A 25438-nucleotide genomic window follows, 5' to 3' on the forward strand; every position below is an offset into this window, starting at 1 on the left:
GGACGGAAGAATACGTTTCGTCCTAGACGTCGTGCGCGGGGGTTTCGTCGGGCGCGCCGCGGTCGTGGATGTACGCGTCTATCGAGTAGGGACCGGCGCCGAGGACGAACAGCGCGCTGGTCATCCCGAAGAGCGTGACGTGTGCGAGAACGGGGTCGTCGGGCAGGCCGAACAGGGTGGTGGTGAGGACGACGAATCCGACGGCGGCGGTGGCGCGCGTGAACAGGCCGGCGAGGAGGAGGACGCCGATGGCGAGTTCGGTGAGTCCGGCGCCGACCACCCACAGGCCGGGGTCAACCGGGACGACGGTGGTGAGGTCGTACTTCTCGACGACTGCGAGCGCGGGCCCAGGGTTTGCGAGTTTCTCCCAGAAGCCGAGGATACTGAAGTTGATGCCGAGGCCGAGGCGGAGGACGACGGGCGTGTACTGTCGGTAGGGTTCGATTGCTTCGTTGAACCAGCTTACGGCGCCGTGAACGGGGTCGATTCGGCCGAACGTGGTGTTGGGAGCGTCCGCGACGCGGTGGAGGAGGTGGTCGGCGCTCGGCCGACCGCTCCCGACGAGGAGTAGGGCGAGGAAGCCGCCGACGTACTCGCTCGCGAGGACGAGACTGGGGTGGACGGCGAGGCCGACGAGGTAGCCCGCGAGACCGACTGCGGCGACGGCACGGGTGGCGAGCCCGAACAGCAGGAGGAAGCCGATGGCGACCTGGAAGATGCGTGTGGGGGCGGCGACACTGGGGCTGAAGAAGTAGCCGGCGAACCCGGCGCCGACGAGCGGTAGTCCGACGGCGAGTCGGAGCATCCACGGGAGGAACGCCTCGTAGTCGGTGAGCGCGTCCCGGAGAGCCTGCACGTCGGACTGCACGGGTCGGTAGCGGAGGTAGCCGGCCATCGCGGCGAGGACGCTGAGTGCGCCGATGCCGAGTAACGCGGCGTTCGTGGGGTTAGAGAGTACGTCCACGAGGAACTGTATCGCGCGGACGCTCGGCGCGCCGTCGACGACGTACTCGACGTGAGCGGGGGCGGTCGCGAGGCGCTGCATACGCCAATCGTCAGGCCGCTCGGCTAAAAGTCTGGTCGCGGCGTCAGACGTCGAAGACGACGTACGCCCGCCAGCCGTCGTCGGTCTCCTCGATGGCCATCTCGGAGTACGTGACTGCTTTGAGGTCGCGGGCGTGTACGTCCGCGAGGGGGATGCCGCGCGCGCTCCCGGTGAGCCGGTAGCCGCCGTCGGTTTCGGTGACGGTCGCGGTGTTGTCGACCGGGAGGACGCCGCGCACGTCGCGCTCGTAGATGAGGCGGTCGAGGTAGTCGTAGAGCAGTCGCTCCCGGGAGTCCGCGGTCTCCGCGACATCGAAGCGGTCGCCGCCGCCGGGGATGGTTTCGCACATTGCGGCCGCCATGCCGTCCGCGGCGGCGGCGAACGTCTCGCCGAGCGTGGCGCCTTCGGCTTCGACGGCGATGTCGGCGGTGTGCTCGCGGAGTTCGTACATCTACTCGTCGTCTGAGAGCGCGTCCGCCATGTCGCTTCCGGTGAGGCGGGAGAGTTCCTCCCGGGAGAGGCCGTCGGTGTCGTCGCCGGCGACGGCGACGCCCGTGGTGACGACGGCGCGCATCCCCTCCTCGACGGTCATGTCCACGTCCATGACGCGGTCTTCGGGGATGTGCGCGAGGAACCCGCCCATCACGGGGTTCGGGGCGAGCGGGAGGAAGAGCGTACGGAGGGTGTCGTCGCCGACGGCGTTCCGCAGCGGTTTCGGGGTGCGCGTTGTTTCGAACCCGAGCGTGTACGTGCCCTCGTGGGGGTACTCGACGATTTTCACCTCCTGGAAGTTGTTCGCGTCGGATTCGAGCATCACGTCGCTCATCTGCCGGAAGCTCTTGTAGACCGCGCCGATGCCGGGGACGCGTTCGACGAGTTTGTCGAAGTACGCGATGGCTTTCTGGCCGTAGGAGAATGAGGCGGTGAACCCGACGACGAAGATGACGGCGACGAGCAGGAGGACTGCGGTGAGTTCGATGAGGAGTTCGGACGCGAACGGGGCGACGTTCGCTTCCTGCATCGCGTCGCGGACTGGCTGCAGGAGGTCTTCGAACACGCCGATGGCGGCGGAAAGGACGTAGAGCGTGATGAGGAGTGGAACGATGACGGCGACGCCGGTGAGCGCGGCCTCGCGGACCTTCGCGTAGACAGTCTCTCCCGCTTCTTGGACGCGGTCCGGCGGCGGCATTGAGTCGGCCGACATGTGTCCGGTTCAACGCCGGGGGGTGCCGAAAGGATTGCGGCAGGGGGACGGTGGAATTATATTCGACTACGGCATACGCGTGGGTAGTGAGCGTCACTGTCGAGAAGCGCGTGGTTCCGCGGGGGGACGACGACTACCTCCAGGAGGCCTGGGCGTTGAAGGAGGGGATTCGGGAGGACGAATCCCTCCTGAAGCAGCGGTGGCGGTTCTTCGCGGACGCCTACGAGCGCGCGACCGTGTACGCGTACGTCGCGGGTGACGACACGCTCGTCGGGTTCGCAGCTGCGCGACGGGACGGCTACATCCTCTTCCTCGCGGTCTCTCCGGACTATCGCGGCGAGGGGTTCGGGGAGCGACTGGTGGCGGCGGTCGCGGAGGACGCGGAGACTGTGTCGTGTCACGCTCGCGCGTCGAACGAGAACGCGCTCGCGTTCTACAAACACCTCGGGTTCGAGGTGGAGCGCCGTATCGAGAACTACTACGAGGACGGCGGCACGGCGTACTACCTCCGGCTCGGGGAGCGCGGGAAGTTCCGGGACAAGCTCAGCGAGTTCCTCCGGCGGTAACGACACGTCTTTTACCGCGGCCGCGGTAGGGTTCGAGAAGCATGGAGGAGCGGACGCGAGCCTACCTGCGGGGGCGGTTCCGGGATTACTACCGGAACGTGAGTCTGTCGCCGCCGCCGGGCGCGGACGACCGCGAGTGGGGGTACATCCCGTGGACGTCCGGCCCGGACACGACGATGGTCCGGCATAAGTCCCTGCTCGACCTCGGCGACCTCGACGAGTTCGCGCGCCGGGAGCGCCCGCGCCACGTCTACTTCTCCGCGGGCTACTACGACGAACCGAGCGCGAGTTCGATGGACGCGAAGACGTGGCGGGAGTCCGACCTCGTTTTCGATTTAGACGCCGACCACTTGCCGAACGTGACGCTCGGCGAGGACTCGTATAGCGAGATGCTCGCGAAGTGTAAGGACGCGCTCTACCGCCTCCTCGACTTCCTTGACCGCGACTTCGGGTTCGATGACCTCGGACTCGTCTTCTCTGGTGGGCGCGGCTACCACGTTCACGTTCGCGACCCCGACATCAGGGGGTTGGAGCGCGAGCAGCGCCGCGAGGTCGTGGATTACGTGCTCGGGAACGGCCTCGAACTCGAGTCGCTCGTCCGGGAGGAGACGGTGAGCGGCGTCGGTCTGAAGAACCCGACGACGAAGCGCACGCTGCCGACCGACGGCGGGTGGGGGCGGCGCGCGGTCGACCACATCGGCGCGTTCGTGGACGACCTCCTCGAACTCGACGAGGACGAGGCCGTCTATCGGTTGCAGACGTTCGACGGCATCGGCGAGAAGTCCGCGCAGGCCATCTACAACGTCGTGCAGAACAACACGGCGGAGGTCAAGCGCGGGAACGTGGACGTGCATCCGGCGTTCCTGACGCTCGCGCGGGCTCTCATCGCGGAGACGGTGGAGGAACAACAGGCCGCAATCGACGAGCCCGTGACGACCGACACGCACCGCCTGATTCGGTTCCCGGGGACGCTCCACGGCGGGAGCGGCCTCGTCGTGCAGCGACTGTCCCGCGAGGAACTGGACGACTTCGACCCGGTCGTGGACGCCGTCCCCGAGACGTTCGTCGGCCACGACATCACGGTCGAGCCGACGCGGGAGTACGAGTTCTCCCTGCTCGGCGAAACGTTTAGTGTGGAGCCGGGCGTGGTATCGCTACCGGAGTACGCGGGCATCTTCCTGATGGCCCGCGGGTGGGCGGAGAAAGGCGAAGAATGAACTTAGAAGACCTCCGCGCGGTGCGCTCGCGCGAACGTTCCTCGGACAGCCTTCAGGACCTCCGCGCCTCCTTCTACGAGGAGGTCGCGGACTACATTCAGGAGCGAAAGGACGCGCGCGAGCGGGCTGCCGCCGAGGCGGACGACCCCTTTTCCTCGGAGGAGGTGCAAACGCTCACCGACGAGATAGAGACGGCGGAGCAGGTGGCGGAAGCCATCTACGAGCGTCGGATGGGGAAGCTCGTGAAGCAAGCGAGTCTCGCGGCCGCGGGCATGACCGGCGACACGGACGGGTTGACGAACGAGGAGCGCCGGCTGTACGAGGACCTCGTCGCGCGCATCGAGGAGAACAAGTCGCACGTCCTCGACGTGCTCGCTGGCGAGGTCGAACCCGGGGCGGAGGCGACCGGTGACGACGACGCCGAACCCGACCCGATCGACGCGGCGCACGCGAACCCCGAACCGGGCGAGCTTTCCGAACCGGCCGACGACGCCGTCGCGCCGCCCGATTCGGCGCGGGACGAGTCGAGTGCCGCGGCCGCGATGGGCGGCGGCCTCGACGGAGCCGAGGAGCCGGCAGCCGTGGACGACGCGGCTGTCTCGACATCGCGCGCGTCCGACGAGGAGGGCGACGAGGCGGGGGCGGAGCGGACGACCGTCCGCATCACGCGGGACGTGGGTGACGTGCTCGGCGTGGACGAACGCCAGTACTCGCTCGAGGCCGAGGACGTAGTGGTGCTGCCCGAGGAGAACGCGAAACCGCTCGTGGAGAAGGACGCCGCGGAAGAACTCTAGAACGTCGTCAGTTCGCCCTCGATGACGCGCTCGGTGATGTCGGTGACGTGTTCGAGGTGGTGGTCGATGCGCTCGCGGACTTCTTCCTCGATTTCCTCGATGTCCGTGTCGTCGGTGGTGACGAGGTGGGCGTCCGCGACGTGCGGTTCGTCGATGGGGCGGCCGATCTGACTCAGGAGGCGGATGCGGAGGTCGCGGATACCGTCGACTTCGTGCACCACGTCGTGCGCGATTTCGGTGGAGAGGAGGTTGTAAATCTTCCCGATGTGGTTCACGGGGTTCTTCCCGGAGGTGGCTTCCATGCTCATCGAGCGGTTCGGCGTGATGAGGCCGTTCGCGCGGTTTCCACGGCCGACGGAGCCGTCGTCGCCCTGTTCGGCGCTCGTGCCCGTGGTCGTGAGGTAGATGGAGCCGTCCTCGTAGTCGTCGGCGGTGTTGACGTGGACGGTCACGTCGCGGTCGGTGTGTTCCGCGGCGAGCGATTCGACGTACTCGCGGATGTCCTCGACTTCGTTCTTGTACGCCTCCATGTCGGGGACGTGTTCGTCCACCAACGCCGCGGCGACGGTGAGGTCTATCTGGTCGTTCTCGCGTTTCCCCATCACTTTCACGTCCTGCCCGATGGCGGGGTTCTCGTCGTGGTACTCGGTGTTGAGCCGGTACTCGGTCTGATGGACGAGCGTCTCGGTCTCGGTAAGCGGGGCGTGGCCGACGCCGAAGCTCGTGTCGTTCGCCATCGGCACGGCTTTGCCTTCCTCGCCGAAGACTGTCTGGAGGTCGCCGGAGCCTTCACCGATTTTTACGTCCACGATGACGTCGGTTTCGAGGTCGAGGGCGGGCAGTGTCTCGCGGAGGTAGTCGCGCGCGGCGTCCAGCGCGATGGCGTCCACGGGGATGTGCTGGCCGTCGTACTCCTTTGTGGCGCGGCCGACGATGAGGACGTAGATGGGTTCGATGACTTCGCCGCCGCCGAACGCGGGCGCGGCGTTGCCGGCGACGAGCTGGGTTTCGTCCGTGTTGTAGTGCAGGACTTTGCCGACGCGGTCGAGATAGGCCTGTGCGAGCGCCTGGGAGACGCGCTCGGCGATACCGTCACAGATGGAGTCGGGATGGCCGAGGCCCTTTCGCTCCACGATTTCGACTTCTTCGTCCTCGACCGCGTCCCGGTCGATAGGCTGGACGCGAATATTGCGCTCTGTCATTACCTGAGATACCCGGCAGCCGTTTCTATAACTTGCGGAAACGACCGACCCATCGAATATGCCTGGTAGTTATTCGAGGAGGAGGCCGAGGTAGGAGGTCCGAATCTGGTCGTCCGGGTCGAGGCCGAGGTCGCGGAGCGCGTCGTACGCCCGCGCCCGGGCATCCGGGATGTCCGCCTCCCGTTCGACTTCGAGTTCGACCTCGACGTACTCTCCGAGGTCGGTCACGTCGTCCAGCGTCACCGTCACGTCCTCGTACCCGTAGTACGACCGGACCTTCCGCACGCGCGCCGCCTCCGCGAACCCGAGGCCGTCGAGCACCGCGCGCAGCTCCGTACCCGACTCGACCCCCGTCTCGTGCTCCTCCCGTGTCTTCGACTCCTCGTCCACGAGCGGCCCCTTGTACGTCACGCGGGAGTCAGCACCGTCCAGTGCGTCCGTCGGCGACTCGCCCTCGCGGACGGTCGCCTGCTCGCGCACGCGGAGCGCCTCGTCCGTCTCCGCGAAATCGCGGTGGGGCGCGTCGAAGTACGTGTCCTCCTGCACCACTGTCCGTCCAGCGTCCGCGTCCCTCTCGTTGAGTTCGCGCCGCACGCGCTCGTGGTCCGCCGTCACCTTCACCTCGACCTCGTACATGGGCGTTCCTCGCGGCCGGCCCGCCGAAAGCCTGCCGACTCCGGACGGCTCCGGAGACCTATACGCGGCACATAGCAGGCTTCTTGCCCGTTCCATCGCCTCCCTCAGGTGTCGTGACTCATTCCACGCGACCCGCCGGTACCGGTGACGCGATTCCCCCGCTACGGGCACAAACGGTACGTTCGACGGACGGACGCGCGCGTTGCACGCTCTCGCCCGTCGACGCCAGCGACGACGAGCGAACGACCGCCTGGCTCACGGTGAATGCGTCCGTCCTCCGCCCGCTCGACGACTACCGGTAGCGCACCGGAACCGTGCTTCTTAAGGATGGAACGGCAGTCCATTGGGGTATGAGCGACGAACCTGAGGCCGACACGGCCGACGAATCCGCTGAAGGACTGCAGGAAGGCGACTTCATCAAACTCGCCTACACCGCCCGCACCGTCGAGGGCGGCGAACTCGTCGACACGACCGACGAGGAAGTCGCGGAGGAGGAGGGAGTCGACACCGAAGAACAGGAGTTCGCCCCCCGAACCATCATCCTCGGCGAAGGCCACATCTTCGAACCCGTCGAAGAGGACATCGTCGGCAAGGAAGTCGGCGACGAGGGTAGCGTCGTTGTCGACCAGCCGTTCGGCGAGTACGACGAGGAGCAGGTCCGTACCGTGAAGTCGGACAAGATCCCCGAGGACTCCCGGTACCCCGGCGCGCACGTCGACATCGACGGCGAGCACGGCCACGTCGAAACCATCGTCGGCGGCCGCGCCCGCGTCGACTTCAACCACGCGCTCGCCGGCCAGGACGTCGAGTACGACTACGAGATTCTCGGCGAGGTCACGGACCGCCTGGAGAAGGCGCAGGGCTTGCTCTCGATGTACTTCGACGTGGACCTCGACATGCACCTCGAAACGGACGAGGTCGAGGAGGAAGTCGAGACCGAGGAGGGCGAGACCGAAACGGAGACGGTCGAGAAGGAGACGCTCTACATCGACCAGAACCCCCAGCTCCAGTTCAATCAGCAGTGGATGATGGGTAAACAGCAGATCCTCCAGCAGGTCATCGACCAGCTCGACATCGACCGCGTCATCGTCCAGGAAGTCATCGACGGCTCCGGCATGGGCGGTATGATGGGCGGCATGGGCGGCATGATGGGCGGCGGCGCCGGCGGCGAGGACCTCGGCGACATCGAGGACGCGCTCGAGGACGCCGACGTCGACGCCGACGAAATCGCGGAAGAGCTCGAAGCCGAAGAGCTCGAGGAGTAAGCGAAGCCGAAGGCTTCGCTGGACGAACGAGCGCTGAACGGTAGTGAGGCGCGAGTAGGTCGCGCTTCGCGCGACCGAACACGAGAGCGCCGAGTCGGCGCGGCGCGAGTAAGCGAACTCGAAGAGTTCGCTGCACGGACGAGCGGCGAAGCCGCGAGTTATCGATGCCGCAGGCTTCGCTGGACGAACGAGCGCTGAACGGTAGTGAGGCGCGAGTAGGCTGCGCTTCGCGCGACCGAACAGGCGAGCGCCGAGGCTGCGAGTCAGCGAAGCGCGACTGGTGTGCCGTTCCACCGTTTTTCCAGTTATTTTCTCGGTGAGCGGCGGGGCTGGAGCGCGTCGGCGAGTCGGCCGTAGGCGGCGGCTGCGTTCGGGGCTGTGAGCGGTTCTTCGACGGTGGGGACTGCGACTGCGTGGTCGGCACCGATGGTTTCGGCGAGGCCGTCCGGGACGCGTCCGCGGTGCGTGACGACGAGTCCCGCTATCGGCGTGCCGACGGCGCGCGCGAGTTCGGCGGTTTTGAGGGCGTCCTCGACGGATTCGCGGCTGCCGGTGGTGACGGCGACGGCGCGGTCGGCGCGACGGACGGGGTCGATCGCGTCCGGGCCGGCGCCCGCCGGACAGTCGACGAGTACGGGACCGGGCGGTCGAGTCGGGAGGGCCTCGCTGACGTGGCGGCCGTTGCGGTTCGCGACCACGTCGACGCCGGTGAGGCCGGCGGCCTCGGCGGCGATGGCGAGGTTCGGCATGTCGCGGTCCGCGTCGACGACGGTGGGGCGGCGGCGCTGGCGGGCGTACGCGGCCGCGAGGCCGAGCGTCGTCGTGGTCTTTCCCGTTCCGCCCTTTCCGCCGGTGACGGCGAGCACGCCTCGGGATGTGCCGGCTTCCTATTTCAACTCCGGGTCGGGGGATTCAAGGTAGCGGCGCACCCCCTACTCGGTGATGCGTCACGACCACCTGCTGACCGCCAAACAACTCACGCGCGCTGACATCGAGGCCGTGCTCGACCGCGCGAGCGAGTTCGCGGCCGACCCCGCGGCGTTCCGGGAGCGACACCCCGAGTTGTTGCTCGCGCTCTGCTTCTTCGAGCCGAGCACGCGCACGAAGATGAGTTTCGAGACCGCGGCGAAGCGCCTGGGGGGCGACATCGTCGACATGGGGAGCGTGGAGTCGTCGTCGGTGAAGAAGGGCGAGTCGCTCGCTGACACGGTGCGCGTCATCGAGGGGTACGCGGACGCAATCGTCCTCCGACACCCCAAACAGGGCGCGGCCCAGCTCGCGAGCGAGTACGTGGACGTGCCTGTGGTGAACGCGGGCGACGGCGCGGGCCACCATCCGAGTCAGACCCTCCTCGATCTCTACACGATTCGGGAGAACGCCGGTCTGGACGACCTCTCCATCGGCATCCTCGGCGACCTGAAGTACGGCCGGACCGTGCACTCGCTCGCGCACGCGCTGACGAAGTTCGACGCCCGCCAGCACTTCATCAGCCCCGAATCCCTGAAACTCCCGCGGAGCGTCCGCTACGACCTCCACGAGGCCGGCGCGAACGTCCGCGAACACGAGAGCTTGGAGGACGTGCTGCCGAACCTCGACGTGCTGTACGTCACGCGCATCCAGCGCGAGCGCTTCCCGGACGAGGAGGAGTACCGGAAGGTCGCCGGGAAGTACAGTATCGACGCCGACACGCTCGACCGCGCCCGGGACGACCTCTCCATCATGCACCCGCTCCCGCGCGTGGACGAAATCGCGCCCGAACTCGACGATACCGAGCACGCGACGTACTTCAGTCAGGCGCACAACGGCGTTCCCGTCCGAATGGCCCTCCTCGACTCCCTGCTATGACAGACACCGAACTCCGCGTCAGCAAGATTCGTAACGGAACCGTCATCGACCACGTGAACGCGGGCGAAGCCCTGCACGTCCTCGCGCTCCTCGAAATCGACGGCTCGGGCGGCGAGACCGTGAGCCTCGGGATGAACGTCCCGAGTCAGACGATGGGGAAGAAGGACGTGGTGAAGGTTGAGGGCCGCGAACTCTCCGAGGACGAACTGGACGTGTTGTCACTCATCGCGCCGGACGCGACTATCAACATCATCCGCGAGTACGAGGTCGTGGAGAAGAAGCACGTCGAACCGCCGGAGACGGTGTCGGGCGTGCTCGCGTGCCCGAACCCGGACTGCATCACGAACGACGACGAGCCCGTCCGGCCGCGTTTCGACGTGCTCTCCGAGGGCGTGCGCTGTGCGTACTGCGAGACCATCGTGCGGGACGACCTGACGGACCACCTGCTCACGTAAGCCCTAACACTAAGGAGGGTGGCGGTCTATTGTCAGGTATGGCACGCAAGCTCCTGAAGGTCGGTATCGCCCTCATCCTGCTCTACGTCGCGGTGAAGTTCCTCACAGGAAGCGACGAGGACGAGGAAGCCGTCGACCGCATCGACTAACGAACCACTTACCCTTCCTGCGGCCCTCCCCGTTTCTATGTACGGCGTCGTCACGCGGAACGCCGAGGAACTGGACTGGCCGGAGTTCGACCGCGGGTTCTACGAGGTGAAGGACGTCACGGGCCGCCACACCGACCCCGTGGAGAACGGCGTGAACATGGTGTCCTGCTTCGGTGACACCGCCACCGCCGAAACCGAACCCGGCCTCGTTCCCGTGGACGCCGAGGGGAACGAGGCGACGAAGGAGCGCACGTACTTCGACTGGGGGTACGTCTGCCCCACCGCGTCGAACTACAAGAATGGCCTCATCGAAGTCATCGAGGCCTGCACCATCGCGAACGACGACGTGCGCCTCGACGACGTGGGCTTCCCCCGGGACGGTTACTGTCACTGCGAGCGCTGTGAACAGCGATTTGCGGAAAGTGAGGTCGACGACTGGTACGACTGGCGCGCGTCCGTCATCACGGAGTTCGTCGCCGAAGTGCGCGACCGCGTCCCCGGCGACCTCTACTTCACGCTCTACCCCGACCCCTATCCCGGCCACCTCTACGAGCGCGCCGGCCTCGACATCGACGCGCTCAGCGAGTACGTGGACGAGTTCGTCGTCCCCATCTACGACACGAACTACGGGACGACGTACTGGCTCGAAACCATCGCCTCGGGCTTCCAGTCCCTCCTCGACACGCCGTTCAGCGTCGAACTCTACGCCGTCGACATCGACATCGACAACCTCCTCCACGCGACCGAAGTCGCCGAGGAGTACGCGAACGACGTGTTCTTCGGCTACCACGCCGGTAACGCCCGCGCCGCGCTCCGCCGCATTGACGCGGAGACGCGGGAGGGAGTGGAGTTCGGCGGGGAGTAGTCAGGCGAGCACGCGGTTCCGCCACTGTTCGAGGTCGTCCCTATCTCGGGTGTCGTCGGGGAGGTCGTCGAACCAGCGGGCGGCGCTGATTTCGTCGTCGGGGTCGCTGATTTCGGGGGCGGTGCAGTCGGTGGCGTCGGCGGCGAAGACGGGGAGGACGCCCTGGGTTTCGTAGGGGCCGGAGCGGACGGTGATGCGGGTGAGCATCGCGAGGCCGCGGTAGGCGGCGTCGACGCCGGCTTCCTCGTCGAGTTCGCGTTCGGCGGCTTCGCGGTAGGTTTCGTCGGTTTCGACGCCGCCGCCGGGGAGCACCCAGAGGTCGACGCCGTCGTGGCGGACGAGGAGGAGTTCGCCGGACGGCCGGTAGACGATGGTGTGCGCGCCGAACGGTGCGCCGGTCTCCTCGATGCGTTCAGCGAGCGTGCGGAAGCGCCGGCGGTCCACGTGGCGCGTGCGGGAGAACTCCATGAAGTCGTCGTGCGCCTCGCTGATGCGGTGGAAGGCGCGTTCGGCGGTCTGTTCCGCGCGCTGCGCGAGGAACCACGTGTCGTCAATCGGCATTGCTCGGCGGTTTGTGCGTGTGTCTCCGCTGGCGGTTCGGCGTGCGCGTGGTGTGGGCGTGGAGTGTCATGGGTTTATGTTGCCGACAATGCGGCATAACGTTTCTGTCGGGGCGAACCGGGGGGCTTTTGGCCGGGCCGCGGGAATCCGGGGGTATGAGCTTCGAAGAAGGCGACGCGGTCGTACTGCACGACGAGCACAGCGATTACGACGGCGAGACGGGCGAAATCACGCAGAAGGTCGAGACGATGTTCGGCGACGCGAACTACACGATTTCGTTCGACGACGGTCAGGAAGCGGGCGTTCCCGAGGATAACCTCGAAGCCGTCGAAGACGAGGAGTAAGCGAAGCCGAAGGCTTCGCTGCACGGACGAGCGCTGAACGGTAGTGAGGCGCGAGTAAGCGAACTCGAAGAGTTCGCTGAACAGCGAGCGGCGACGCCGCGAGCGAGTGCGGGTGGTCCGCGAACAACCGCGTTTTTCTCCCTGCGGTGCGTAGAGCGGGTAATGAGTTCGGTTCCGTTCCACTACATCGACCTCCGGGCGTTCTGTTACGAGACGGAGGCGGACGAGCGCGTCGAGGCCGCGCTCCGACACTTCCTACCGGAGGAGACGGACGTGCAGCGCGCGGAGAGCCGCGGGCACAACGGGGACCGAATCGTGGTGTTCTCGGCGCGCGTGGAGCTGGCAGACGACCTGCGCCACGTGCTCGAACGGCTGCGCGAGGGCGCGGACATCGACCAACTGCGCGACGAACTAGACGACCGCGTGACGGAGAACTGCGAGTTCTTCGCGCACCTCGACAAACAGGCCGCGTTCGAGGGGGACGCCGAACTGGGCGACGGAATCTCGCTGCGGGCGAAGGTGGAGGCGTACCCGGCGAAGCGCGAGGCGGCGCTGGAGAACGCTCGCGAGGCGCTGTGATGTACGAGGCCGCGTTCGCGCATCCGGACGGCGCGAGCACGGTCTCTCGCGTCGCGAAGACGCTCGCGGGCATGGCGTACGACGGCGTGGTCGTACGGAATCGCGCGGGCGCCCGGCCCGACTACGACCCGGAGCAGGTCCGCGAGGAGCACGGTATCGACGTGGTTCGGGGCGTGACGGTGGACGCCGAGGACCCAACGGGGGCGAGTGGCGCGGTGGCGAACCTCCGGTCGGACGTGACGGTCCTCTGCGTGCGGGGCGGGAACGCGACGCTTAATCGGTATGTGGCGGAGGAGGAGAAGGTGGACGTGCTCTCGCGGCCGGGGAGCGAGGTGAATCACGTGGTGGTGAAGGCGGCGAAGCGGAACGCGGTGCGCGTGGAGTTCGATTTCGGGCCGGTGTTGCGCGAGTCGGGCGGCGAGCGCGTGAAGGCGCTTCGCGGCCTCCGGAAACTCCGGGAAATCGTCGAGCACTACGACGCGCCGTACGTTGTGAGCGCGGCGCCGGAGAGCCACCTGGCCGTTCGTGCGCCTCGCGAACTCGTCGCCGTCGGCGAGCAAGCGGGGTTCAGCGAGGAGTGGATTCGCGCCGGCTTGCGGGAGTGGGGCGTGCTCGCGGCGCGGAACCGGGAGCGGATGTCCGCCGACTTCATAGCGCCCGGCGTGCGTAGGGGACGGTATGAAGAAGACGCTTGACGAGCACGCCGCGCGCTTCGACGACATCGCCGCGGAGTACGACGAGAACAAGAGCGAGGAGTACAACGAGTGCGTCCGCCTCGTCGTTGAGCACGCCACGCGCGGCTTGGCGGGCGACGAGACGGTGCTCGATTTGGCGACGGGGACGGGCGCCATCGCGCTCGCCGTCGCCGACGCGGCGGGCCGCGTAGTCGGCCGCGACATCAGCGAGGGGATGATGGAGGAAGCCCGCGCGAAGGCGGCCGAGCGCGGCGTCTCGAACGTCGAGTTCGGGGAGGGACGATTCCGCGCTCCGAACTACGACGGTTCCGTCGACGTGGTGGCCTCGAACTTCGCGATGCACCACCTCGCGGACGACGAGAAGCGCGAGGCCATCGACGTCATCGCCGGCCTCGACCCCGACAAAATCGTGCTCGGGGACGTGATGTTGTTCGACGGGACGCTACGCGTTCCGGAAGACGCGAGCGGTGAGGAGCCGCGAGCCGAGCCGAACTCGGACGAGCCGTTCTTCAGTCCCGACGTGGACGACCCGGCGACTGTGGGAGTGCTCGCGGACGCGTTCACGGACGCCGGATACGCGCTCACGGCGGTCGAGATGGTGCACGACCAGGTGGGGGTGCTGGTCGCCGAGCGCGTATGAAGCACCTCCCGAAGCACCTGCGGCCGCGGTGGCGGTACCTCGCTGTCGAACTGGAAGGCTGGCCGGACGCCGCGTTCTCGCGGAGCGACTTCCAGCGCGCGCTCTGGTACGCGGCCGGGAACCTCCTCGGCGACCCGGGGAGCGCGGACGCCGACCTCCGCGTGTTCTCGTTCGCGTTCGAGGACGGGGCGGGCGAGGCCATCGTGCGGGCGCGCCGCGGCAACGTGAGCGAGGCGCGAGCGGCGCTCGCGTGCGTGAACGCCGTCGACGGTGAGGTGGTTCGCGTCGCCGTCCGCGGGGTTTCGGGGACGGTGCGTGCCGCGGAAGAAAACTATTTAGGACGCGCGAGTTTAAGTACGGGCGAGGAAGAAGTCGTGTTCAGGAACGCCACCCGGCGCGCCGTCGCTCGCGACGGCCGCATCGACATCGACGTCGAGGGTGCGTACGTGGGCGCGACCCGCTCTGATTTGGACTAAACTATGCAGGGTCAAAACCAACAGCAAGCATACGACCGAGGTATCACTATCTTCTCCCCGGACGGTCGGCTCTACCAGGTGGAGTACGCCCGGGAAGCCGTCAAACGAGGCTCCGCATCCATCGGGGTGCGCGCCGAGGACGGCGTCGTCCTCCTCGTGGACAAGCGCATCCGCTCCTCCCTGATGGAGGAGACGAGCGTCGAGAAGATTCACAAGGCGGACAACCACATCGGTATCGCGTCCGCAGGACACGTCGCCGACGCCCGCCAGCTCATCGACTTCGCGCGCCGGAACGCGCAGGTCAACCGCCTCCGCTACGACGAGGCGATCGGCGTGGAGACGCTGACGAAGGACATCACCGACCACATCCAGCAGTACACGCAGGTCGGTGGCGCGCGGCCGTTCGGCGTCGCGCTCCTCATCGGCGGCGTGGACGAGGACGGCAGCCCCCGGCTGTTCGAGACGGACCCGTCCGGCACGCCGAACGAGTGGAAGGCACTCGCTATCGGATCCGGCCGCGACGACATCCAGGGCTACCTGGAGGATAACTACAACCCCGAGTTGGAGCTCGACGAGGCTGTCGGCCTCGCGCTCCGCTCGCTCGCGGAGACCCACGAGGAGGGTCTCACCGCGTCCGGTATCGGCGTCGCCACCGTGGACGCGGAGTCCCGGAGCTTCGTCGAACTGACGAACGACGAGATCGACGAGTACCTCGACGAGTTCGACCTGCAGGCTGACTCCGCGGACGACACCAACGAACCCGACGAGTAACCCCGTCGCAGTCTTTTGTTTCTCGAACCGTCGAGCCGCGGCTACCACCTTTTTCCCGGCAGGGCGCGTACGCTCGGATATGATTTCGCTCGACGAAGCCGTCACCGCACGGTTGGAGTCCCACGGCGAACGGTTCGAGGTGCTTATCGACCCGGACGCGGCGCTCGCGATGAAGCGCGGCGAGTTCGACGGCGACCTGGAAGACGTCATCGCCGCGCGGGACGTGTTCGAGAACGCCAGCCGCGGTGACCGGCCCGCGGAGGAGGACTTAGAGGAGGTGTTCGGGACGACGGACCCGCTCGAAATCATCCCCGAGGTCGTCGAACGCGGGGAGATTCAGATTACGGCCGAACAGCGACAGGAGATGCAGGAGCAAAAGCGCAAGCAGCTCATCAACACCATCGCGCGGAACGCGGTGAACCCCCAGATGGATAACGCGCCGCATCCGCCGGACCGCATCGAGAACGCGCTGGAGCAGGCGGGGTTCACGGTGGACCCGATGGAGCCGGTGGAGAACCAGGTGGACGACGCGCTTGACGCGCTGCGGCCCGTGATTCCGATTCGGTTCGACGAGGTGACGGTGGCGGTGCAGGTGCCGGCGGACTACGCGGGGAGCGCGCAGGCGCAGATTCGGCAGTTCGGCGACCTGGAGCGCGAGGAGTGGCAGGCCGACGGTTCCTGGGTTGGCGTTCTCACGTTCCCGGCGGGGATGCAGAACGAGTTCTACGACCTCGTGAACGAGCACACGAGCGGCGAGGCGGAGACTCAAATCATCAAGGAGAAAGACGAATTGTCGACGCGCTAAGCGTCGAAGTAGGCGTCGACGAGCGCGCGTTCCGCGCGGTGGAGGATACCGCTGACTGTTGATTTCGCCAACCCTACGTCGTCCGCCACGTCGGTGAGTGAGCACGCGCGCGGTTCGTCGTAGTAGCCGGCCGCGGCGGCCGCTTCTAGCACGTCGCGCTGGCGGTCGGTCAACGGGTCGGGTTTCCTGGTGGCGTCCGCGTCCAGGCGTTCCAGTCGATAGTCGACGCCGCGCGCGTCGAGTTCGTCGCCGAGCCGTGTGAGTCGTTCGTGGGTGGCTGTGAGCGTCCAGCGTGCGACGCCGTCGCTGACTTCGAATGGGAAGTCGAGCGGGAGTTTTGCGGAGCGCGTCGCGGAGAGCAGGGTCGGCGTGCGTGTCTCGAATTGGACGAGCACGCCGTCCTCGGCCGGGAGCACGTCGCCGTCGCGGAGCGCGTCGCTCGACGCGACGACGGTCCGCATCGTTTCTGGCGGGATGTCTCGTGCTTCGACCAATCCGACGCCGGCGCCGTCCTCGGCGGGAAGCGCGGAGAGCACGCGGAACGTCGCGTCGGGGTTCTCGCGGGTGACGGGAGCGAGCCACATCTCGTCGGGGAGCGTGATGGAGAGCGTCGCGCGCGGCACGCTCACGGCTACGGCGCTCAGCGAAAAAACTCCGCCGATGACCGCCTACACCGCGCCCGCCGGGGCGGCGACGTCTTCCTCGACGACGGGGTCGCGGAGTGCTTCGACGTCGTCGAGAATCGTCGCGATGTGTTCGTCGGGCACGTCGTTCTCGCGGAGCGCGGCTTCGAGCTTCTCCGCGGTTCGGTCGAACGCCTCGTGCGTGATGCCCATGCCGTCGTGCGCAGCGTCCATGTCCTCGCCGTCGTACTCGACGGGGCCGCCGGCGACGGCGCTGATGAACTGGACCTGGTGGGCGAACAGCGCCTGTTTGTCGACGCCCTCGAAGTACGGCGTGAGGTCGTCGTCGGCGAACATGCGGTCGTAGAAATCGGAGACGACGGCCTCGACCGCTTCACGGCCGCCGATTTCCGCGTAGATGCTCTGAGACATTGCACGCGGTGGTTCGAGCGCGCGACCGGTGTAGTTACTCCCGAACGTGTTCGCGATGGTGTGCTACCAAGAGCCAGGGCTGTCGGGTGTGCGCGAAAGAAGGAACGTCGTTCTCGCTGTTATGCCCAGGTGGGCTTCGTGACGGTTACGTCGCCCCGTTCGAACGCGAACTGCTTCGAGACGGTCGCGGTTTCGCCGTTAATCGTCGTCGTGTAGCTCACGGAGATGTCGGTGACGAATCCGTTGGGCGTGACGGTCGCGGTCAGGGTTTCGGTGGTGACCTCGCCGTAGTCCGTGGTGACGTTGAGGGGGCCGGACGCGCGGAGCGCGAAGTTACCCTCGTCGGTCTCGGACACCTCTAGCTGGCCGGAGGCGACGAGCGTGTAGAGGGACTCGCTCCACTGGTCGGGCGTGCGGACGAGGTCGGTGTCGCCCGCGCTGCCGACGGTCGTAGTGGTCGTGTTGCCGTCGTCGTGCGTGTACTGGATGACGCCGGTGCTGGCGTTCGCCCAGAACTCGGCGCTGCTGACGTTGTTACCCGATGGAGTCGCGCTGTAGCTTCGGGACGCCGACATGGTGTCGCCGGCGGCTTTCGTGGTCTGCATGTACGCTTTGTATCCCGAGCCGTTGACGCGGATGGACGTGATTTCGGTGACCGTGTAGTCCGCCGTCCGGAGCGTCTCGGCGTGCGCGCCGGTGAGTTCGAATCCGCTTTCGACGCCGTCAGCGCTGACGCCCGGCGGGTAGTCGACGGAGGCCTGCGTCGTGGTCGTGTTCGTGGTCGGTGCGGTCGTGGTCCCGCTGGTGCCGCCGCAGCCCGCGAGTGCGAGCATGGCTGCGAGCGCCACGGCGAGGAGGGCAGTCCTTCGCATGCTTTCGAATCGAAGCATCCTTCGGATAAGTAATTTCGCTTATAGTAGTGGTATGGGTACACATGGCGCGGAAGGCGCTGGCTCACCCAACGCACGGCGGAAGTCCGAGAAAACCGCTATCCGCGCCGGAACCCGAGGAAAAAACCGCCCGTGAACCCCCACTTTTTCCGGGTGTGCGTTCGCGTACCCGGAAAACCTGGAGGAAAAACCGCTATCCGCGCCGGAACCCGAGGAAAAAACCGCCCGTGAAGCCGGCGGAGACGGAGAGCGTAGAGAGAATCGTGTTTATCCACTCGGGCGGGGTGCCGTTCTGTGCGGCCTCGCTTGCTTTCACCGCACCGGCGGTGAGGCGCTCCCAGTCGACGGTGAGGATGCCGCGGGATTCGAGGAACTTGAACAGCGCGAGTTCGAGGCCGACGAGGATGGCGATGAGTTTCGCGACCTTTTTCGCCGCGAACCCAATGATGCCGCCGATGACGGCGCCGCTCCCGAACTCGATGCCGAGGGAGGTCGGGTCGATGTTGACTGCCATACTCTACCCGTCGTCGCCCGCTTTTAAGGCTCTTGTGTCGCGCCCGATGCTTAAGTATTCTCAGCCCCTACCCTCGTGTGAGTGACAGGCGAACGTACACCCGACACGGCGGTCGTCGCGAAGCGCGTCGACTCGGGCACCGCGAACACGGACGAGATTCGCGACCTGGTTCGCGCGGCGGACTACGACGTCGTCGGAGAGGTCACGCAGGCACGCAAAGCCGACCCCGCGCTCCAGCTCGGTGAGGGGAAGGTCGAGGAACTCGCGACGCTGGTCCGGGACACCGGCGCTGACACGGTCGTGTTCGACAACCGGCTCGGCCCCTACCAGATATTCAACCTCGGCGGGAACCTCCCGGACGGGGTGGAAGTCGTGGACCGGTTCACGCTCATCCTCGACATCTTCGGCCAGCGCGCACACACCCGGAAAGCCCAGCTGCAGGTCGAACTCGCGGAACTCCGGTACGAACTCCCGCGCGCCGAGGCGAAGACCAGCCTCGCGAAGCGCGACGAGAAACCCGGGTTCATGGGGCTCGGCGAGTACGACGAGTCCCGCGAGCGGGACATCAAGGACCGCATCAGCCGCATCCGGGACGAACTCTCGAACATCGAGAAAACGGAGGAACACCGGCGCGACCAGCGCCGCGAATCCGGCTTCGACCTGGTCGCGCTCGCCGGGTACACGAACGCCGGCAAGAGCACGCTGATGCGGTCGCTCGCCGCCGACCTCGATGTCGACGAGAACGACCAGCGTCACCCCGACCTCGACACCACCGCGGAGTCCCAGGACCGGCTGTTTACCACGCTGGGAACGACGACGCGCCGTCTCGACATGGACCACCGGGACGTCCTGCTCACGGACACGGTCGGGTTCATCAGCGACCTCCCGCACTGGCTCGTCGAGTCGTTCAAGTCGACGCTGGAGTCCGTCTATCAGTCCGACCTCGTGCTGCTCGTCGTGGACGCCACCGAGTCCGTCGAGGACATCCGGGAGAAACTCGTGACGAGCCACGACACGCTCTACGAGCGCAACGAGGCACCCATCGTCACCGTGCTCAACAAGGTGGACGAGGTGCCGGCGGACGAGCTCGCGGAGAAGCGCGAGGCGCTCTCCGCGCTCGCACCCGACCCGGTCGCGGTCTCCGGAAAGGAGGAACTGAACCTCGACGCGCTCCGCGAGCGTATTCACGGCGAACTCCCTACCCGGGAGCGCGAACGCCTCGTCCTCCCCTTGACGGACGACACGATGAGCGTCGTCTCCTGGGTGCACGACAACGCGCACGTCCGCGACGTGTCCTACGGCGACGACGAGGTCGTCGTGGACTTCGAGGCCCGTCCGAGCGTCGTCGAGAAGACGCGCTCGAAGGCGAGCAGTCTCGCCGAAGCCTGACACGCCGTCGGACGCTCGCTTCGATACTGCGCCCTGGCCGTCACACGTCGATGCTCGGAATCGCCCCGCCGTCGATGCGGTACGTCGAGCCGGTGACGTAGGACGCGACGTCGCTCGCGAGGAACGCCGCGACGCCCGCGACCTCCTCGGGATCGGCGAACCGCTCGATGTCGATCATCGGTTTTTCCTCCTCCAGGAACACCTGCACGGCCTCAGATTCCGTGATACCGCGCTCTTCGGCGATGTCCGCCATCATCTCCTCGACGAGCGGCGTCATCGTCGTTCCCGGGGCGATCGCGTTCACGAGCAGGCCGTCGTCAGCGTACGCGCGCGAGAGGTTCGTCGTGAGGTTCACGAGGCCGGCTTTCGCGGCGCTGTACTGTGGCATCTTCGCGTGCGGCATGAGCGCCGCGTCCGACGCGACGTTCACGACGCGTCCCCAGTCGTCCTCGCGGAGGTAGGGGAGCGCGGTCTTCGTCACCGCCATCGCGGAGAAGAGCGTCGTCTCCATGACGAACTCCCACTCCTCGCGGGGGACGCTGTCGAGCGGGTCGAAGCTCGCGGTCGTCCCGACATTGTTCACGAGAACGTCGACCGTTCCGTACTCTTCGACCGTCCGCGCGACCAACCGATCCACGTCCTCCTGGTCGGTCACGTCGGCCTGGACCGGCAGGACGTCGCCGTCGATCTCCGCCGCGGCAGCTTCGAGCGTGTCCGCGCCGCGCGCACAGACCGTGACCTGCGCGCCCTCCCCGGCGAGCCGTTCGGCGATCGCTTTCCCGATCCCCTTGCTTCCGCCGGTGACGATCGCGGCCTTCCCGTCGATTCCGAGATCCATACGCGCAGGTGCGTGCGTCGAACCGTTAGGCGTAACGACCGCCGTGACGCTCGCCGCCTACTCGAGCGTGTGCTTCTCCTTCGATACGACCTCGACGTTCTCGATACGCGTCCCCGGATATTGGCCCTCGTCGTCCTTCTCGGCGGCTTTTACCATATCCCAGACGACGTTCAGACCCGTCGTCACGCCCTCCAGTGCCTCCATCTCGCAGCCGGTCTTCCCGGTGGTCTCGACGGCGACTTCGAGCGAAACCCTCTCGGTTTCGAGCGCGAACTCGGTGTCGACGTTCGTGATGGGTATCTGGTGACACATCGGAATCGTCTCCCACGTGTGTTTCACGGCCTGTACCGCGCCGACGCGGGCGGTGGCGAGCACGTCGCCCTTCCCGATTTCGTCCGCGCGAATCGCGTCCACGGTCGATTCCCGAAGGTGAATCTCCCCGCGTGCGACGGCGCGCCGGTGGCTGTCGGGTTTCTCGCCAACGTCCACCATTTGCACGTCGCCCTCGTCCGTGGTGTGCGTCAGGTCGTCGTCAGTCATCGTCGTAGAGTGCGTGTGGGAGCCTCGTAAGCAGGTCGCTCGCGAGCAGGCCGTAGCCGTTCTCGGAGATGGCGGCGTCGCCGGCGCGGCCGTTCGCGTACGCGGCGAGCGCGCCCGCCCCCACGGGGTCGGTGACGGAGAGGAGTGCGCCGGTCGCGCCCGCGAGCACGTCCCCGGTTCCGCCGACGGTCATTCCGGGGTTGCCCGTGCGGTTCGCGCGGGTCGTCTCCCCGTCGGTGACGATGTCGTGCGCGCCCTTCACGAGGACCGTGTGCCCGAGGTCGGCCGCGAACGACTCGACCGCAGCCATTCGGTCGCGCCACTCGGATTCGCGGGGGCCACCCATCTTCGCGAGCTCTCCCTGGTGGGGCGTGCAGACGAGCGTCGCCTCGGTGTCGACATCGGGGACGACCTGGAGGGCGTCGGCGTCCACGACCGCGCGCCCCTCGTAGCCCGCGAGGAACTTCCGGACCGCACGCAGGGTGTCGTCCGCGTCGCCGAGACCCGGGCCGAGGACGACCACGTCGCGGTCGCTCGTGCGGTCGAGGAGGTCCTCGACGTGCGTCGGCTGGAGGCGCGTGCCGACGAACGGTTCGACGATGAGGTCCTCGCTGTACCCCTGCACGGCGTCCGCGACGGGTTCGGGGCACGCGACGTACGCGAGGTCAGCGCCGGAGCGGAGCGCCGCCTGCGCGGACAGCGCGGGAGCGCCAGTGTACGGGCCGCCGCCGATGACCGTAACCTTCCCGAAGTCGCCCTTGTGCGCCTGCGGGTCGCGGCCGAGCACGTTCCGGTCGCCCGGCCCGACGAACAGTTCTGCGGCCTCGGGGATGCCGATGTCCGCGACGGTGACGGTTTTGTCCGCCAGGCCGGGTTTCGCGTCGTGGAACGTCACCACGCGGTCGGCGTCCACGACCGCTCCCGGCGCCTCGCCCGTGTCCGCGTCCATGCCCGAGGGAACGTCCACGGAGACGACGGTCGCGTCAGCCGCGTTGATGGCGGCGATGGCCGACGCTTCGGGTTCGCGGGGCGCGCCCGACACGCCCGTCCCCAGCAGCGCGTCCACGATCACGTCCGGCTCTCCGAGGTCGAGCGCGCGCGAGTCCGAGACTTCCTCTGCGGCGATGTCGCTCTCCGTGAGCGCGTCCCAGTTCTCCCGACTAATCGCGGTGGTGATGGTCTCGCGGCGGCCGAGGAGGTGGACGGACACGTCGTAGTCGGAGAGGAAGCGCGCGGCGACGAACGCGTCCCCGCCGTTGTTCCCCCGGCCTGCGACGACCGCGACCGACGCGCCCTGGTCGGTCAGGTCGCGGACCTCGCGGGCGACGGCGTTTCCGCTCGACTCCATCAGCTGCTTGCGGGAGACGCCGAGCGCCTCCGCGTTCTCGTCCACGGCGGCCATCCGCCTGCTCGAAATCATGGCTGTGCCTACCCGCTCGCCCGCCGTAAATCCGCGGGCCTACCGCCGAATCTCGAACGACTCGAACCCCTCCGGCTCTCCGTACTCCACGGAGACATCCTTGACCTCGGCGGCCGTACTGCCCGTGTGACACCACTCCACCATCGCCTCCACGGCGTCCGCCTCACCCTCGAAGACGGCCTCGACGCGGCCGTCCGCGAGGTTCTTCACCCAGCCGTCCACGTCGCGCTCGCGTGCGGCGTCCCGGGTGCTCGCCCGGTAGTAGACGCCCTGTACGGTCCCGGAGACGAAGACGTGCGCGCGGGTTCGCTCGCTCATACCCGGCGCTTGTGCCGCGCGTTCCTTAACTTCCGCCGCCGTTCCGCAGGTGGTGGAAGAGGTAGGTCTGCGTGTAGCCGGCGTACGGGCCGAACTGCTCGCGGAGCGCGCGCGAGGTGTCGGCGTAGTTCCCGCGTGCGCAGTCGGGGTAGTAGTCCTCGATGGCGGTTCGAATCCAGGTGTCGAGGGGGACGGCGTCGAGGTAGTCGAGGCTGAACAGGAGCACGCAGTCCGCGACCTTCTCGCCGACGCCGACGAACCCCGTCATCGCGTCGCGAGCGTCCTCGTAGTCCCGTCCGAGAATATCGTCCCTGGTGAGTTCGCCGGACGCGACGAGTTCGGCGGTGCGCTGGACGTAGGGCGCGCGGTAGCCGAGGCCGAGGTCGCGGAGTTCGTCCTCGGTCGTCTCGGCGAGCGCGTCGGGCGTCGGGAACGCGTGGTAGGTGCGGCCGTCGAACTCGATTCGCTCGCCGTACGCTTCTCTGAGCGATTCCTGCATACCGAAGATGCGCTCGACCCGCATCTGCGCCGAGCAGATGAACGATACCAGGCAGCCGAAGAAGGGGTCGGAGACGATTCGCATCCCCCAGTAACGGTCGTACGCGGCGTCGATGAGGTCGTCCGTGTTCGCGGCGGCGCGTATCTCGTCGAGGTCGTCGTCGAGTCTGAGGAGGTCGTAGAGGAGGTCGTCGGCGTCCGTGGTGGACTCCCAGGCGAGTTCGGCGTCGGTCTGACGCACCCGAATCACTTCGCCGTCGACGACGGTCGCGTACCACGCGTCGCCGCCGTGCGCGCCGTCGGTCTCGTAGGTCGCGCCGTCCTCGCGCGTCCAGAGGTAGGACTGGCCGGACTCCAGCGTGGATTGGAGGTCGAGCGCGGACGCGAGGGAGTCGAGGGGTATCGACCCGGTTTCCATACTCCTTCTCGGTCGCGTCCCGGGCAAGTGTCCGTCGGTCTCGCGTGGTGTCATGGGGCAAAGAACTATAGCGGCCCGGGAGAGACGCCCCGCTATGGACCGCCGCGTCGTCCTGGAGGCCGCTGTTCCCGTCTACGACGTCGAGACGCCCGACGAAGCCGTCCGCATCGCCATCTCGAAAACCGGGGAACTCCTCAACCCCGACCTGAACTACGTCGAAATCGGGCCGGCGACCCGCGAGTGCCCGAACTGCGGCGATACCGAGGACGCCGCGTTCGTCGCCGCGGACGAGGGACTGGTCGCGCTCGAACTCGAACTCACCGTCTACAACGTCGACCGCGACGAACACGCCGCCCGCATCGCGCGCTCGGAGCTCGGACAACACCTCACTGACATCCCGCTCTCGGTGCTGGACGTGACGGACGCGTAGCTACGCGGGGTTATGTATGCCGCGAGAACTCTCGATGGTTTAGTCAGCCTGGGCCGCAACCGTCTCGGCCTCGGACTCCACGGACGTCGTGATGCCGGACGCCAGCGCGAACACTGCCGCTTTGTGTTCCGTTTTCGATTTGTGGATAGATGTCGGTCGCACGCCGAGGTCCTGGTATTTGTCAAGCGAGACACCGTCGTCCTCCACCCCCTCGTAGAAGTTGCTTACTTCCGCGAGCAGTCCGTGCAGGTGGATGAGCTCCTGCTTCTTCATGACAAAACGTTCTAACGGCTACGGGGACTTAGTAGTATCTTGAGGAGAGTTAACACACTTCTCTGTGGGTAGCTCAGCCCGTCTCGTGCCGAACCGCTTTTACGTCCTCTCGCCCCAACTCCCGGTATGGATTACGAGGAGCAACTCGACCGAGCGATGAGCGAGAAGCCCGACGTCGCCGGGAGCGAGAGCCGGTTCGACGTTCCCGAACCCACGGTCCGCAAGGAGGGGAACGTCACCGTCTACGAGAACTTCCAGGAGACCCTCGACCGGCTCGACCGGGACGAGGAGCACGTCCTCAAGTTTGTGCAGGACGAACTCGCGACGAGCGCGCAGATAGACGAGAGCGGCCGCGCGCGCTTCACGGGCGAGTTCGGCCCCGGCCGCGTCGAAGCCGTGCTCGACGACTACGTCGACACCTACGTTCTGTGTCCCGAGTGCGGGCTTCCGGACACGAACCTCGAAACGGAGAACGGGACGGAACGCCTCCACTGCGAGGCGTGCGGCGCGCGCTCGGCGGTCTAACTCTGGAGTTCTTTGAGGTTTTCGAGGTCGCGGTCCGTCCGCATGAACTCGGCCGTGCGCCGGGTCGCGTGACAGTCCGGACAGTTGTAGTTCTCGTCGTGTGCCGGGAGTTCACTCGGCGTCATCTCCCAGTCCTTGCTGCATTCGGGGCAGAGCAACTGCACGTACGCTTCGTGTGCCATAGTTCGGTGTGGGGGAGGTGTTCGGAAAAAGATT

General features: G+C 67.0%; 36 protein-coding genes. 18 read left to right on the top strand and 18 right to left on the bottom strand.

Translation table 11 applies throughout. The features are described 5' to 3' along the window. Positions 1–22: 22 nt before the first annotated feature. Genes U3A55_RS01280 through U3A55_RS01290 form a run of 3 tightly spaced genes read right to left on the bottom strand, consistent with a single transcriptional unit; the run spans position 23 to position 2249 of the window. On the bottom strand, positions 23–1045 hold the full coding sequence (locus U3A55_RS01280) for a DoxX family protein (RefSeq protein ID WP_330989707.1): 1023 nt from the start codon (positions 1043–1045) through the stop codon (positions 23–25). A 43-nt stretch (positions 1046–1088) separates the two neighbouring features. Next, positions 1089–1496 carry an archease gene (locus U3A55_RS01285; protein ID WP_330989708.1) on the bottom strand — a complete coding sequence of 136 codons (408 nt, stop codon included), beginning with the start codon at positions 1494–1496 and terminating at the stop codon, positions 1089–1091. Beyond that, a complete protein-coding gene (locus tag U3A55_RS01290; protein ID WP_330989709.1) occupies positions 1497–2249 on the bottom strand; it encodes a DUF502 domain-containing protein in 753 nt (250 codons plus the stop codon). An 86-nt stretch (positions 2250–2335) separates the two neighbouring features. On the opposite strand from U3A55_RS01290, the gene U3A55_RS01295 reads away from it, so the two are divergent. Genes U3A55_RS01295 through U3A55_RS01305 form a run of 3 tightly spaced genes read left to right on the top strand, consistent with a single transcriptional unit; the run spans position 2336 to position 4826 of the window. Next, positions 2336–2815, top strand: a complete 480-nt coding sequence (locus tag U3A55_RS01295; RefSeq protein WP_330989710.1) for a GNAT family N-acetyltransferase — start codon at positions 2336–2338, stop codon at positions 2813–2815. Between the two features lie 41 nt (positions 2816–2856). Next, entirely contained in the window at positions 2857–4032 is a 1176-nt protein-coding gene (priS, locus tag U3A55_RS01300; protein ID WP_330989711.1) for a DNA primase small subunit PriS, read from the top strand. Beyond that, on the top strand, positions 4029–4826 hold the full coding sequence (locus U3A55_RS01305; RefSeq protein ID WP_330989712.1) for a DNA replication complex subunit Gins51: 798 nt from the start codon (positions 4029–4031) through the stop codon (positions 4824–4826). The genes priS and U3A55_RS01305 overlap by 4 nt, the downstream gene beginning before the upstream one ends. Here U3A55_RS01305 and U3A55_RS01310 read toward each other — a convergent pair. Next, the gene (locus U3A55_RS01310) at positions 4823–6028 is read right to left on the bottom strand and encodes a methionine adenosyltransferase (RefSeq protein ID WP_330989713.1); all 1206 of its coding nucleotides are present in this window, start codon (positions 6026–6028) and stop codon (positions 4823–4825) included. The genes U3A55_RS01305 and U3A55_RS01310 overlap by 4 nt on opposite strands. A gap of 69 nt (positions 6029–6097) precedes the next feature. Then, positions 6098–6664, bottom strand: coding sequence for a class IV adenylate cyclase (gene cyaB / locus U3A55_RS01315; protein WP_330989714.1), 567 nt, complete (start codon positions 6662–6664; stop codon positions 6098–6100). A gap of 113 nt (positions 6665–6777) precedes the next feature. Here cyaB and U3A55_RS01320 point away from each other — a divergent pair, with 113 nt between their 5' ends. Together U3A55_RS01320 and U3A55_RS01325 are read left to right on the top strand one after the other, a co-directional pair. Next, on the top strand, positions 6778–6966 hold the full coding sequence (locus U3A55_RS01320; protein WP_330989715.1) for a DUF7511 domain-containing protein: 189 nt from the start codon (positions 6778–6780) through the stop codon (positions 6964–6966). 48 nt (positions 6967–7014) lie between these two features. Then, positions 7015–7929 carry an FKBP-type peptidyl-prolyl cis-trans isomerase gene (locus U3A55_RS01325; protein ID WP_330989716.1) on the top strand — a complete coding sequence of 305 codons (915 nt, stop codon included), beginning with the start codon at positions 7015–7017 and terminating at the stop codon, positions 7927–7929. A gap of 305 nt (positions 7930–8234) precedes the next feature. Here the strand turns inward: U3A55_RS01325 and U3A55_RS01330 are convergent, their stop codons facing one another. Further along, entirely contained in the window at positions 8235–8795 is a 561-nt protein-coding gene (locus U3A55_RS01330; RefSeq protein ID WP_330989717.1) for a nucleotide-binding protein, read from the bottom strand. 76 nt (positions 8796–8871) lie between these two features. On the opposite strand from U3A55_RS01330, the gene pyrB reads away from it, so the two are divergent. The 3 genes from pyrB to U3A55_RS01345 all read left to right on the top strand — a co-directional run bounded on the left by pyrB (position 8872) and on the right by U3A55_RS01345 (position 11243). After that, positions 8872–9774: an aspartate carbamoyltransferase gene (gene pyrB / locus U3A55_RS01335; RefSeq protein WP_330989718.1), complete on the top strand. Its 903-nt coding sequence runs from the start codon at positions 8872–8874 to the stop codon at positions 9772–9774. After that, positions 9771–10229: an aspartate carbamoyltransferase regulatory subunit gene (gene pyrI / locus U3A55_RS01340; RefSeq protein ID WP_330989719.1), complete on the top strand. Its 459-nt coding sequence runs from the start codon at positions 9771–9773 to the stop codon at positions 10227–10229. Before pyrB ends, pyrI begins: the two co-directional genes overlap by 4 nt. Positions 10230–10415: 186 nt before the next feature. After that, positions 10416–11243 (top strand): hypothetical protein, encoded by an 828-nt coding sequence (locus U3A55_RS01345; RefSeq protein WP_330989720.1) that lies wholly within the window; start codon positions 10416–10418, stop codon positions 11241–11243. Here U3A55_RS01345 and U3A55_RS01350 read toward each other — a convergent pair whose 3' ends face one another. Continuing rightward, positions 11244–11804, bottom strand: a complete 561-nt coding sequence (locus U3A55_RS01350; RefSeq protein WP_330989721.1) for an NUDIX hydrolase — start codon at positions 11802–11804, stop codon at positions 11244–11246. It lies immediately after the preceding gene. A gap of 155 nt (positions 11805–11959) precedes the next feature. Here U3A55_RS01350 and U3A55_RS01355 point away from each other — a divergent pair, with 155 nt between their 5' ends. The 7 genes from U3A55_RS01355 (at position 11960) to U3A55_RS01385 (ending at position 16114) form a co-directional block, all read left to right on the top strand. Beyond that, the gene (locus U3A55_RS01355) at positions 11960–12148 is read left to right on the top strand and encodes a DUF1918 domain-containing protein (protein ID WP_330989722.1); all 189 of its coding nucleotides are present in this window, start codon (positions 11960–11962) and stop codon (positions 12146–12148) included. A gap of 162 nt (positions 12149–12310) precedes the next feature. After that, on the top strand, positions 12311–12727 hold the full coding sequence (locus U3A55_RS01360) for an RNA-binding protein (protein ID WP_330989723.1): 417 nt from the start codon (positions 12311–12313) through the stop codon (positions 12725–12727). Beyond that, entirely contained in the window at positions 12727–13422 is a 696-nt protein-coding gene (locus U3A55_RS01365; protein ID WP_330989724.1) for an RNase P subunit p30 family protein, read from the top strand. Before U3A55_RS01360 ends, U3A55_RS01365 begins: the two co-directional genes overlap by 1 nt. Beyond that, the gene (locus U3A55_RS01370) at positions 13406–14062 is read left to right on the top strand and encodes a class I SAM-dependent methyltransferase (protein ID WP_330989725.1); all 657 of its coding nucleotides are present in this window, start codon (positions 13406–13408) and stop codon (positions 14060–14062) included. Before U3A55_RS01365 ends, U3A55_RS01370 begins: the two co-directional genes overlap by 17 nt. Continuing rightward, entirely contained in the window at positions 14059–14538 is a 480-nt protein-coding gene (locus U3A55_RS01375) for an Rpp14/Pop5 family protein (RefSeq protein ID WP_330989726.1), read from the top strand. The genes U3A55_RS01370 and U3A55_RS01375 overlap by 4 nt, the downstream gene beginning before the upstream one ends. Before the next feature lie 3 nt (positions 14539–14541). Continuing rightward, positions 14542–15309: an archaeal proteasome endopeptidase complex subunit alpha gene (gene psmA, locus U3A55_RS01380; protein ID WP_330989727.1), complete on the top strand. Its 768-nt coding sequence runs from the start codon at positions 14542–14544 to the stop codon at positions 15307–15309. 79 nt (positions 15310–15388) lie between these two features. Then, positions 15389–16114: a ribosome assembly factor SBDS gene (locus U3A55_RS01385; protein ID WP_330989728.1), complete on the top strand. Its 726-nt coding sequence runs from the start codon at positions 15389–15391 to the stop codon at positions 16112–16114. Here U3A55_RS01385 and U3A55_RS01390 read toward each other — a convergent pair. From U3A55_RS01390 to U3A55_RS01405, 4 genes are all read right to left on the bottom strand, one after another. Then, entirely contained in the window at positions 16111–16737 is a 627-nt protein-coding gene (locus tag U3A55_RS01390) for a helix-turn-helix domain-containing protein (protein WP_330989729.1), read from the bottom strand. The genes U3A55_RS01385 and U3A55_RS01390 overlap by 4 nt on opposite strands. Before the next feature lie 45 nt (positions 16738–16782). Further along, entirely contained in the window at positions 16783–17169 is a 387-nt protein-coding gene (locus U3A55_RS01395) for a group I truncated hemoglobin (protein ID WP_330989730.1), read from the bottom strand. Between the two features lie 119 nt (positions 17170–17288). Continuing rightward, positions 17289–18041 (bottom strand): hypothetical protein, encoded by a 753-nt coding sequence (locus tag U3A55_RS01400; protein ID WP_330989731.1) that lies wholly within the window; start codon positions 18039–18041, stop codon positions 17289–17291. A 211-nt stretch (positions 18042–18252) separates the two neighbouring features. After that, a complete protein-coding gene (locus tag U3A55_RS01405; RefSeq protein ID WP_330989732.1) occupies positions 18253–18573 on the bottom strand; it encodes an FUN14 domain-containing protein in 321 nt (106 codons plus the stop codon). 81 nt (positions 18574–18654) lie between these two features. On the opposite strand from U3A55_RS01405, the gene hflX reads away from it, so the two are divergent. Further along, a complete protein-coding gene (hflX, locus tag U3A55_RS01410) occupies positions 18655–19962 on the top strand; it encodes a GTPase HflX (protein WP_330989733.1) in 1308 nt (435 codons plus the stop codon). 40 nt (positions 19963–20002) lie between these two features. Here hflX and U3A55_RS01415 read toward each other — a convergent pair whose 3' ends face one another. Genes U3A55_RS01415 through U3A55_RS01435 form a run of 5 tightly spaced genes read right to left on the bottom strand, consistent with a single transcriptional unit; the run spans position 20003 to position 23994 of the window. Beyond that, positions 20003–20800 carry an SDR family NAD(P)-dependent oxidoreductase gene (locus U3A55_RS01415; protein WP_330989734.1) on the bottom strand — a complete coding sequence of 266 codons (798 nt, stop codon included), beginning with the start codon at positions 20798–20800 and terminating at the stop codon, positions 20003–20005. Between the two features lie 57 nt (positions 20801–20857). After that, the gene (gene moaC, locus U3A55_RS01420; RefSeq protein ID WP_330989735.1) at positions 20858–21340 is read right to left on the bottom strand and encodes a cyclic pyranopterin monophosphate synthase MoaC; all 483 of its coding nucleotides are present in this window, start codon (positions 21338–21340) and stop codon (positions 20858–20860) included. Beyond that, the gene (locus U3A55_RS01425; RefSeq protein WP_330989736.1) at positions 21333–22760 is read right to left on the bottom strand and encodes an NAD(P)H-hydrate dehydratase; all 1428 of its coding nucleotides are present in this window, start codon (positions 22758–22760) and stop codon (positions 21333–21335) included. The genes moaC and U3A55_RS01425 overlap by 8 nt, the downstream gene beginning before the upstream one ends. Before the next feature lie 39 nt (positions 22761–22799). Then, positions 22800–23078 (bottom strand): acylphosphatase, encoded by a 279-nt coding sequence (locus tag U3A55_RS01430; protein ID WP_330989737.1) that lies wholly within the window; start codon positions 23076–23078, stop codon positions 22800–22802. A 25-nt stretch (positions 23079–23103) separates the two neighbouring features. Further along, the gene (locus U3A55_RS01435; protein ID WP_330989739.1) at positions 23104–23994 is read right to left on the bottom strand and encodes a DNA-3-methyladenine glycosylase family protein; all 891 of its coding nucleotides are present in this window, start codon (positions 23992–23994) and stop codon (positions 23104–23106) included. Positions 23995–24088: 94 nt separating this feature from the next. On the opposite strand from U3A55_RS01435, the gene U3A55_RS01440 reads away from it, so the two are divergent. Beyond that, positions 24089–24424 carry a DUF555 domain-containing protein gene (locus U3A55_RS01440; protein ID WP_330989740.1) on the top strand — a complete coding sequence of 112 codons (336 nt, stop codon included), beginning with the start codon at positions 24089–24091 and terminating at the stop codon, positions 24422–24424. Positions 24425–24463: 39 nt separating this feature from the next. Here the strand turns inward: U3A55_RS01440 and U3A55_RS01445 are convergent, their stop codons facing one another. Further along, positions 24464–24697, bottom strand: a complete 234-nt coding sequence (locus U3A55_RS01445; RefSeq protein WP_330989741.1) for a UPF0058 family protein — start codon at positions 24695–24697, stop codon at positions 24464–24466. Positions 24698–24823: 126 nt separating this feature from the next. Here U3A55_RS01445 and U3A55_RS01450 point away from each other — a divergent pair, with 126 nt between their 5' ends. Beyond that, positions 24824–25222: a translation initiation factor IF-2 subunit beta gene (locus U3A55_RS01450; protein ID WP_330989742.1), complete on the top strand. Its 399-nt coding sequence runs from the start codon at positions 24824–24826 to the stop codon at positions 25220–25222. Here U3A55_RS01450 and U3A55_RS01455 read toward each other — a convergent pair. Continuing rightward, entirely contained in the window at positions 25219–25404 is a 186-nt protein-coding gene (locus tag U3A55_RS01455) for a DUF7836 family putative zinc-binding protein (RefSeq protein WP_330989743.1), read from the bottom strand. The two genes, U3A55_RS01450 and U3A55_RS01455, sit on opposite strands and share 4 nt — an antisense overlap. Positions 25405–25438 lie beyond the last annotated feature (34 nt).

Origin of the sequence: Salarchaeum sp. III, from assembly GCF_036418315.1 — an archaeon.
Lineage (GTDB): Archaea > Halobacteriota > Halobacteria > Halobacteriales > Halobacteriaceae > Salarchaeum.

What these genes read in the sequence shown, in the direction of transcription:
- U3A55_RS01365 (WP_330989724.1), top strand. Translation starts at nt 12,727, where the DNA reads ATGTACGAGGCCGCGTTCGCGCATCCGGACGGCGCGAGCACGGTCTCT.
- U3A55_RS01425 (WP_330989736.1), bottom strand. Translation starts at nt 22,760, where the DNA reads ATGATTTCGAGCAGGCGGATGGCCGCCGTGGACGAGAACGCGGAGGCG.
- U3A55_RS01325 (WP_330989716.1), top strand. Translation starts at nt 7,015, where the DNA reads ATGAGCGACGAACCTGAGGCCGACACGGCCGACGAATCCGCTGAAGGA.
- U3A55_RS01345 (WP_330989720.1), top strand. Translation starts at nt 10,416, where the DNA reads ATGTACGGCGTCGTCACGCGGAACGCCGAGGAACTGGACTGGCCGGAG.
- pyrB (WP_330989718.1), top strand. Translation starts at nt 8,872, where the DNA reads ATGCGTCACGACCACCTGCTGACCGCCAAACAACTCACGCGCGCTGAC.
- pyrI (WP_330989719.1), top strand. Translation starts at nt 9,771, where the DNA reads ATGACAGACACCGAACTCCGCGTCAGCAAGATTCGTAACGGAACCGTC.
- U3A55_RS01290 (WP_330989709.1), bottom strand. Translation starts at nt 2,249, where the DNA reads ATGTCGGCCGACTCAATGCCGCCGCCGGACCGCGTCCAAGAAGCGGGA.
- U3A55_RS01355 (WP_330989722.1), top strand. Translation starts at nt 11,960, where the DNA reads ATGAGCTTCGAAGAAGGCGACGCGGTCGTACTGCACGACGAGCACAGC.
- U3A55_RS01405 (WP_330989732.1), bottom strand. Translation starts at nt 18,573, where the DNA reads ATGGCAGTCAACATCGACCCGACCTCCCTCGGCATCGAGTTCGGGAGC.
- U3A55_RS01455 (WP_330989743.1), bottom strand. Translation starts at nt 25,404, where the DNA reads ATGGCACACGAAGCGTACGTGCAGTTGCTCTGCCCCGAATGCAGCAAG.
- U3A55_RS01370 (WP_330989725.1), top strand. Translation starts at nt 13,406, where the DNA reads ATGAAGAAGACGCTTGACGAGCACGCCGCGCGCTTCGACGACATCGCC.
- U3A55_RS01400 (WP_330989731.1), bottom strand. Translation starts at nt 18,041, where the DNA reads ATGCGAAGGACTGCCCTCCTCGCCGTGGCGCTCGCAGCCATGCTCGCA.
- U3A55_RS01395 (WP_330989730.1), bottom strand. Translation starts at nt 17,169, where the DNA reads ATGTCTCAGAGCATCTACGCGGAAATCGGCGGCCGTGAAGCGGTCGAG.
- U3A55_RS01285 (WP_330989708.1), bottom strand. Translation starts at nt 1,496, where the DNA reads ATGTACGAACTCCGCGAGCACACCGCCGACATCGCCGTCGAAGCCGAA.
- psmA (WP_330989727.1), top strand. Translation starts at nt 14,542, where the DNA reads ATGCAGGGTCAAAACCAACAGCAAGCATACGACCGAGGTATCACTATC.
- U3A55_RS01310 (WP_330989713.1), bottom strand. Translation starts at nt 6,028, where the DNA reads ATGACAGAGCGCAATATTCGCGTCCAGCCTATCGACCGGGACGCGGTC.
- U3A55_RS01360 (WP_330989723.1), top strand. Translation starts at nt 12,311, where the DNA reads ATGAGTTCGGTTCCGTTCCACTACATCGACCTCCGGGCGTTCTGTTAC.
- U3A55_RS01350 (WP_330989721.1), bottom strand. Translation starts at nt 11,804, where the DNA reads ATGCCGATTGACGACACGTGGTTCCTCGCGCAGCGCGCGGAACAGACC.
- U3A55_RS01450 (WP_330989742.1), top strand. Translation starts at nt 24,824, where the DNA reads ATGGATTACGAGGAGCAACTCGACCGAGCGATGAGCGAGAAGCCCGAC.
- U3A55_RS01375 (WP_330989726.1), top strand. Translation starts at nt 14,059, where the DNA reads ATGAAGCACCTCCCGAAGCACCTGCGGCCGCGGTGGCGGTACCTCGCT.
- U3A55_RS01385 (WP_330989728.1), top strand. Translation starts at nt 15,389, where the DNA reads ATGATTTCGCTCGACGAAGCCGTCACCGCACGGTTGGAGTCCCACGGC.
- U3A55_RS01305 (WP_330989712.1), top strand. Translation starts at nt 4,029, where the DNA reads ATGAACTTAGAAGACCTCCGCGCGGTGCGCTCGCGCGAACGTTCCTCG.
- moaC (WP_330989735.1), bottom strand. Translation starts at nt 21,340, where the DNA reads ATGACTGACGACGACCTGACGCACACCACGGACGAGGGCGACGTGCAA.
- U3A55_RS01415 (WP_330989734.1), bottom strand. Translation starts at nt 20,800, where the DNA reads ATGGATCTCGGAATCGACGGGAAGGCCGCGATCGTCACCGGCGGAAGC.
- U3A55_RS01430 (WP_330989737.1), bottom strand. Translation starts at nt 23,078, where the DNA reads ATGAGCGAGCGAACCCGCGCGCACGTCTTCGTCTCCGGGACCGTACAG.
- U3A55_RS01280 (WP_330989707.1), bottom strand. Translation starts at nt 1,045, where the DNA reads ATGCAGCGCCTCGCGACCGCCCCCGCTCACGTCGAGTACGTCGTCGAC.
- U3A55_RS01445 (WP_330989741.1), bottom strand. Translation starts at nt 24,697, where the DNA reads ATGAAGAAGCAGGAGCTCATCCACCTGCACGGACTGCTCGCGGAAGTA.
- U3A55_RS01440 (WP_330989740.1), top strand. Translation starts at nt 24,089, where the DNA reads ATGGACCGCCGCGTCGTCCTGGAGGCCGCTGTTCCCGTCTACGACGTC.
- cyaB (WP_330989714.1), bottom strand. Translation starts at nt 6,664, where the DNA reads ATGTACGAGGTCGAGGTGAAGGTGACGGCGGACCACGAGCGCGTGCGG.
- priS (WP_330989711.1), top strand. Translation starts at nt 2,857, where the DNA reads ATGGAGGAGCGGACGCGAGCCTACCTGCGGGGGCGGTTCCGGGATTAC.
- U3A55_RS01435 (WP_330989739.1), bottom strand. Translation starts at nt 23,994, where the DNA reads ATGGAAACCGGGTCGATACCCCTCGACTCCCTCGCGTCCGCGCTCGAC.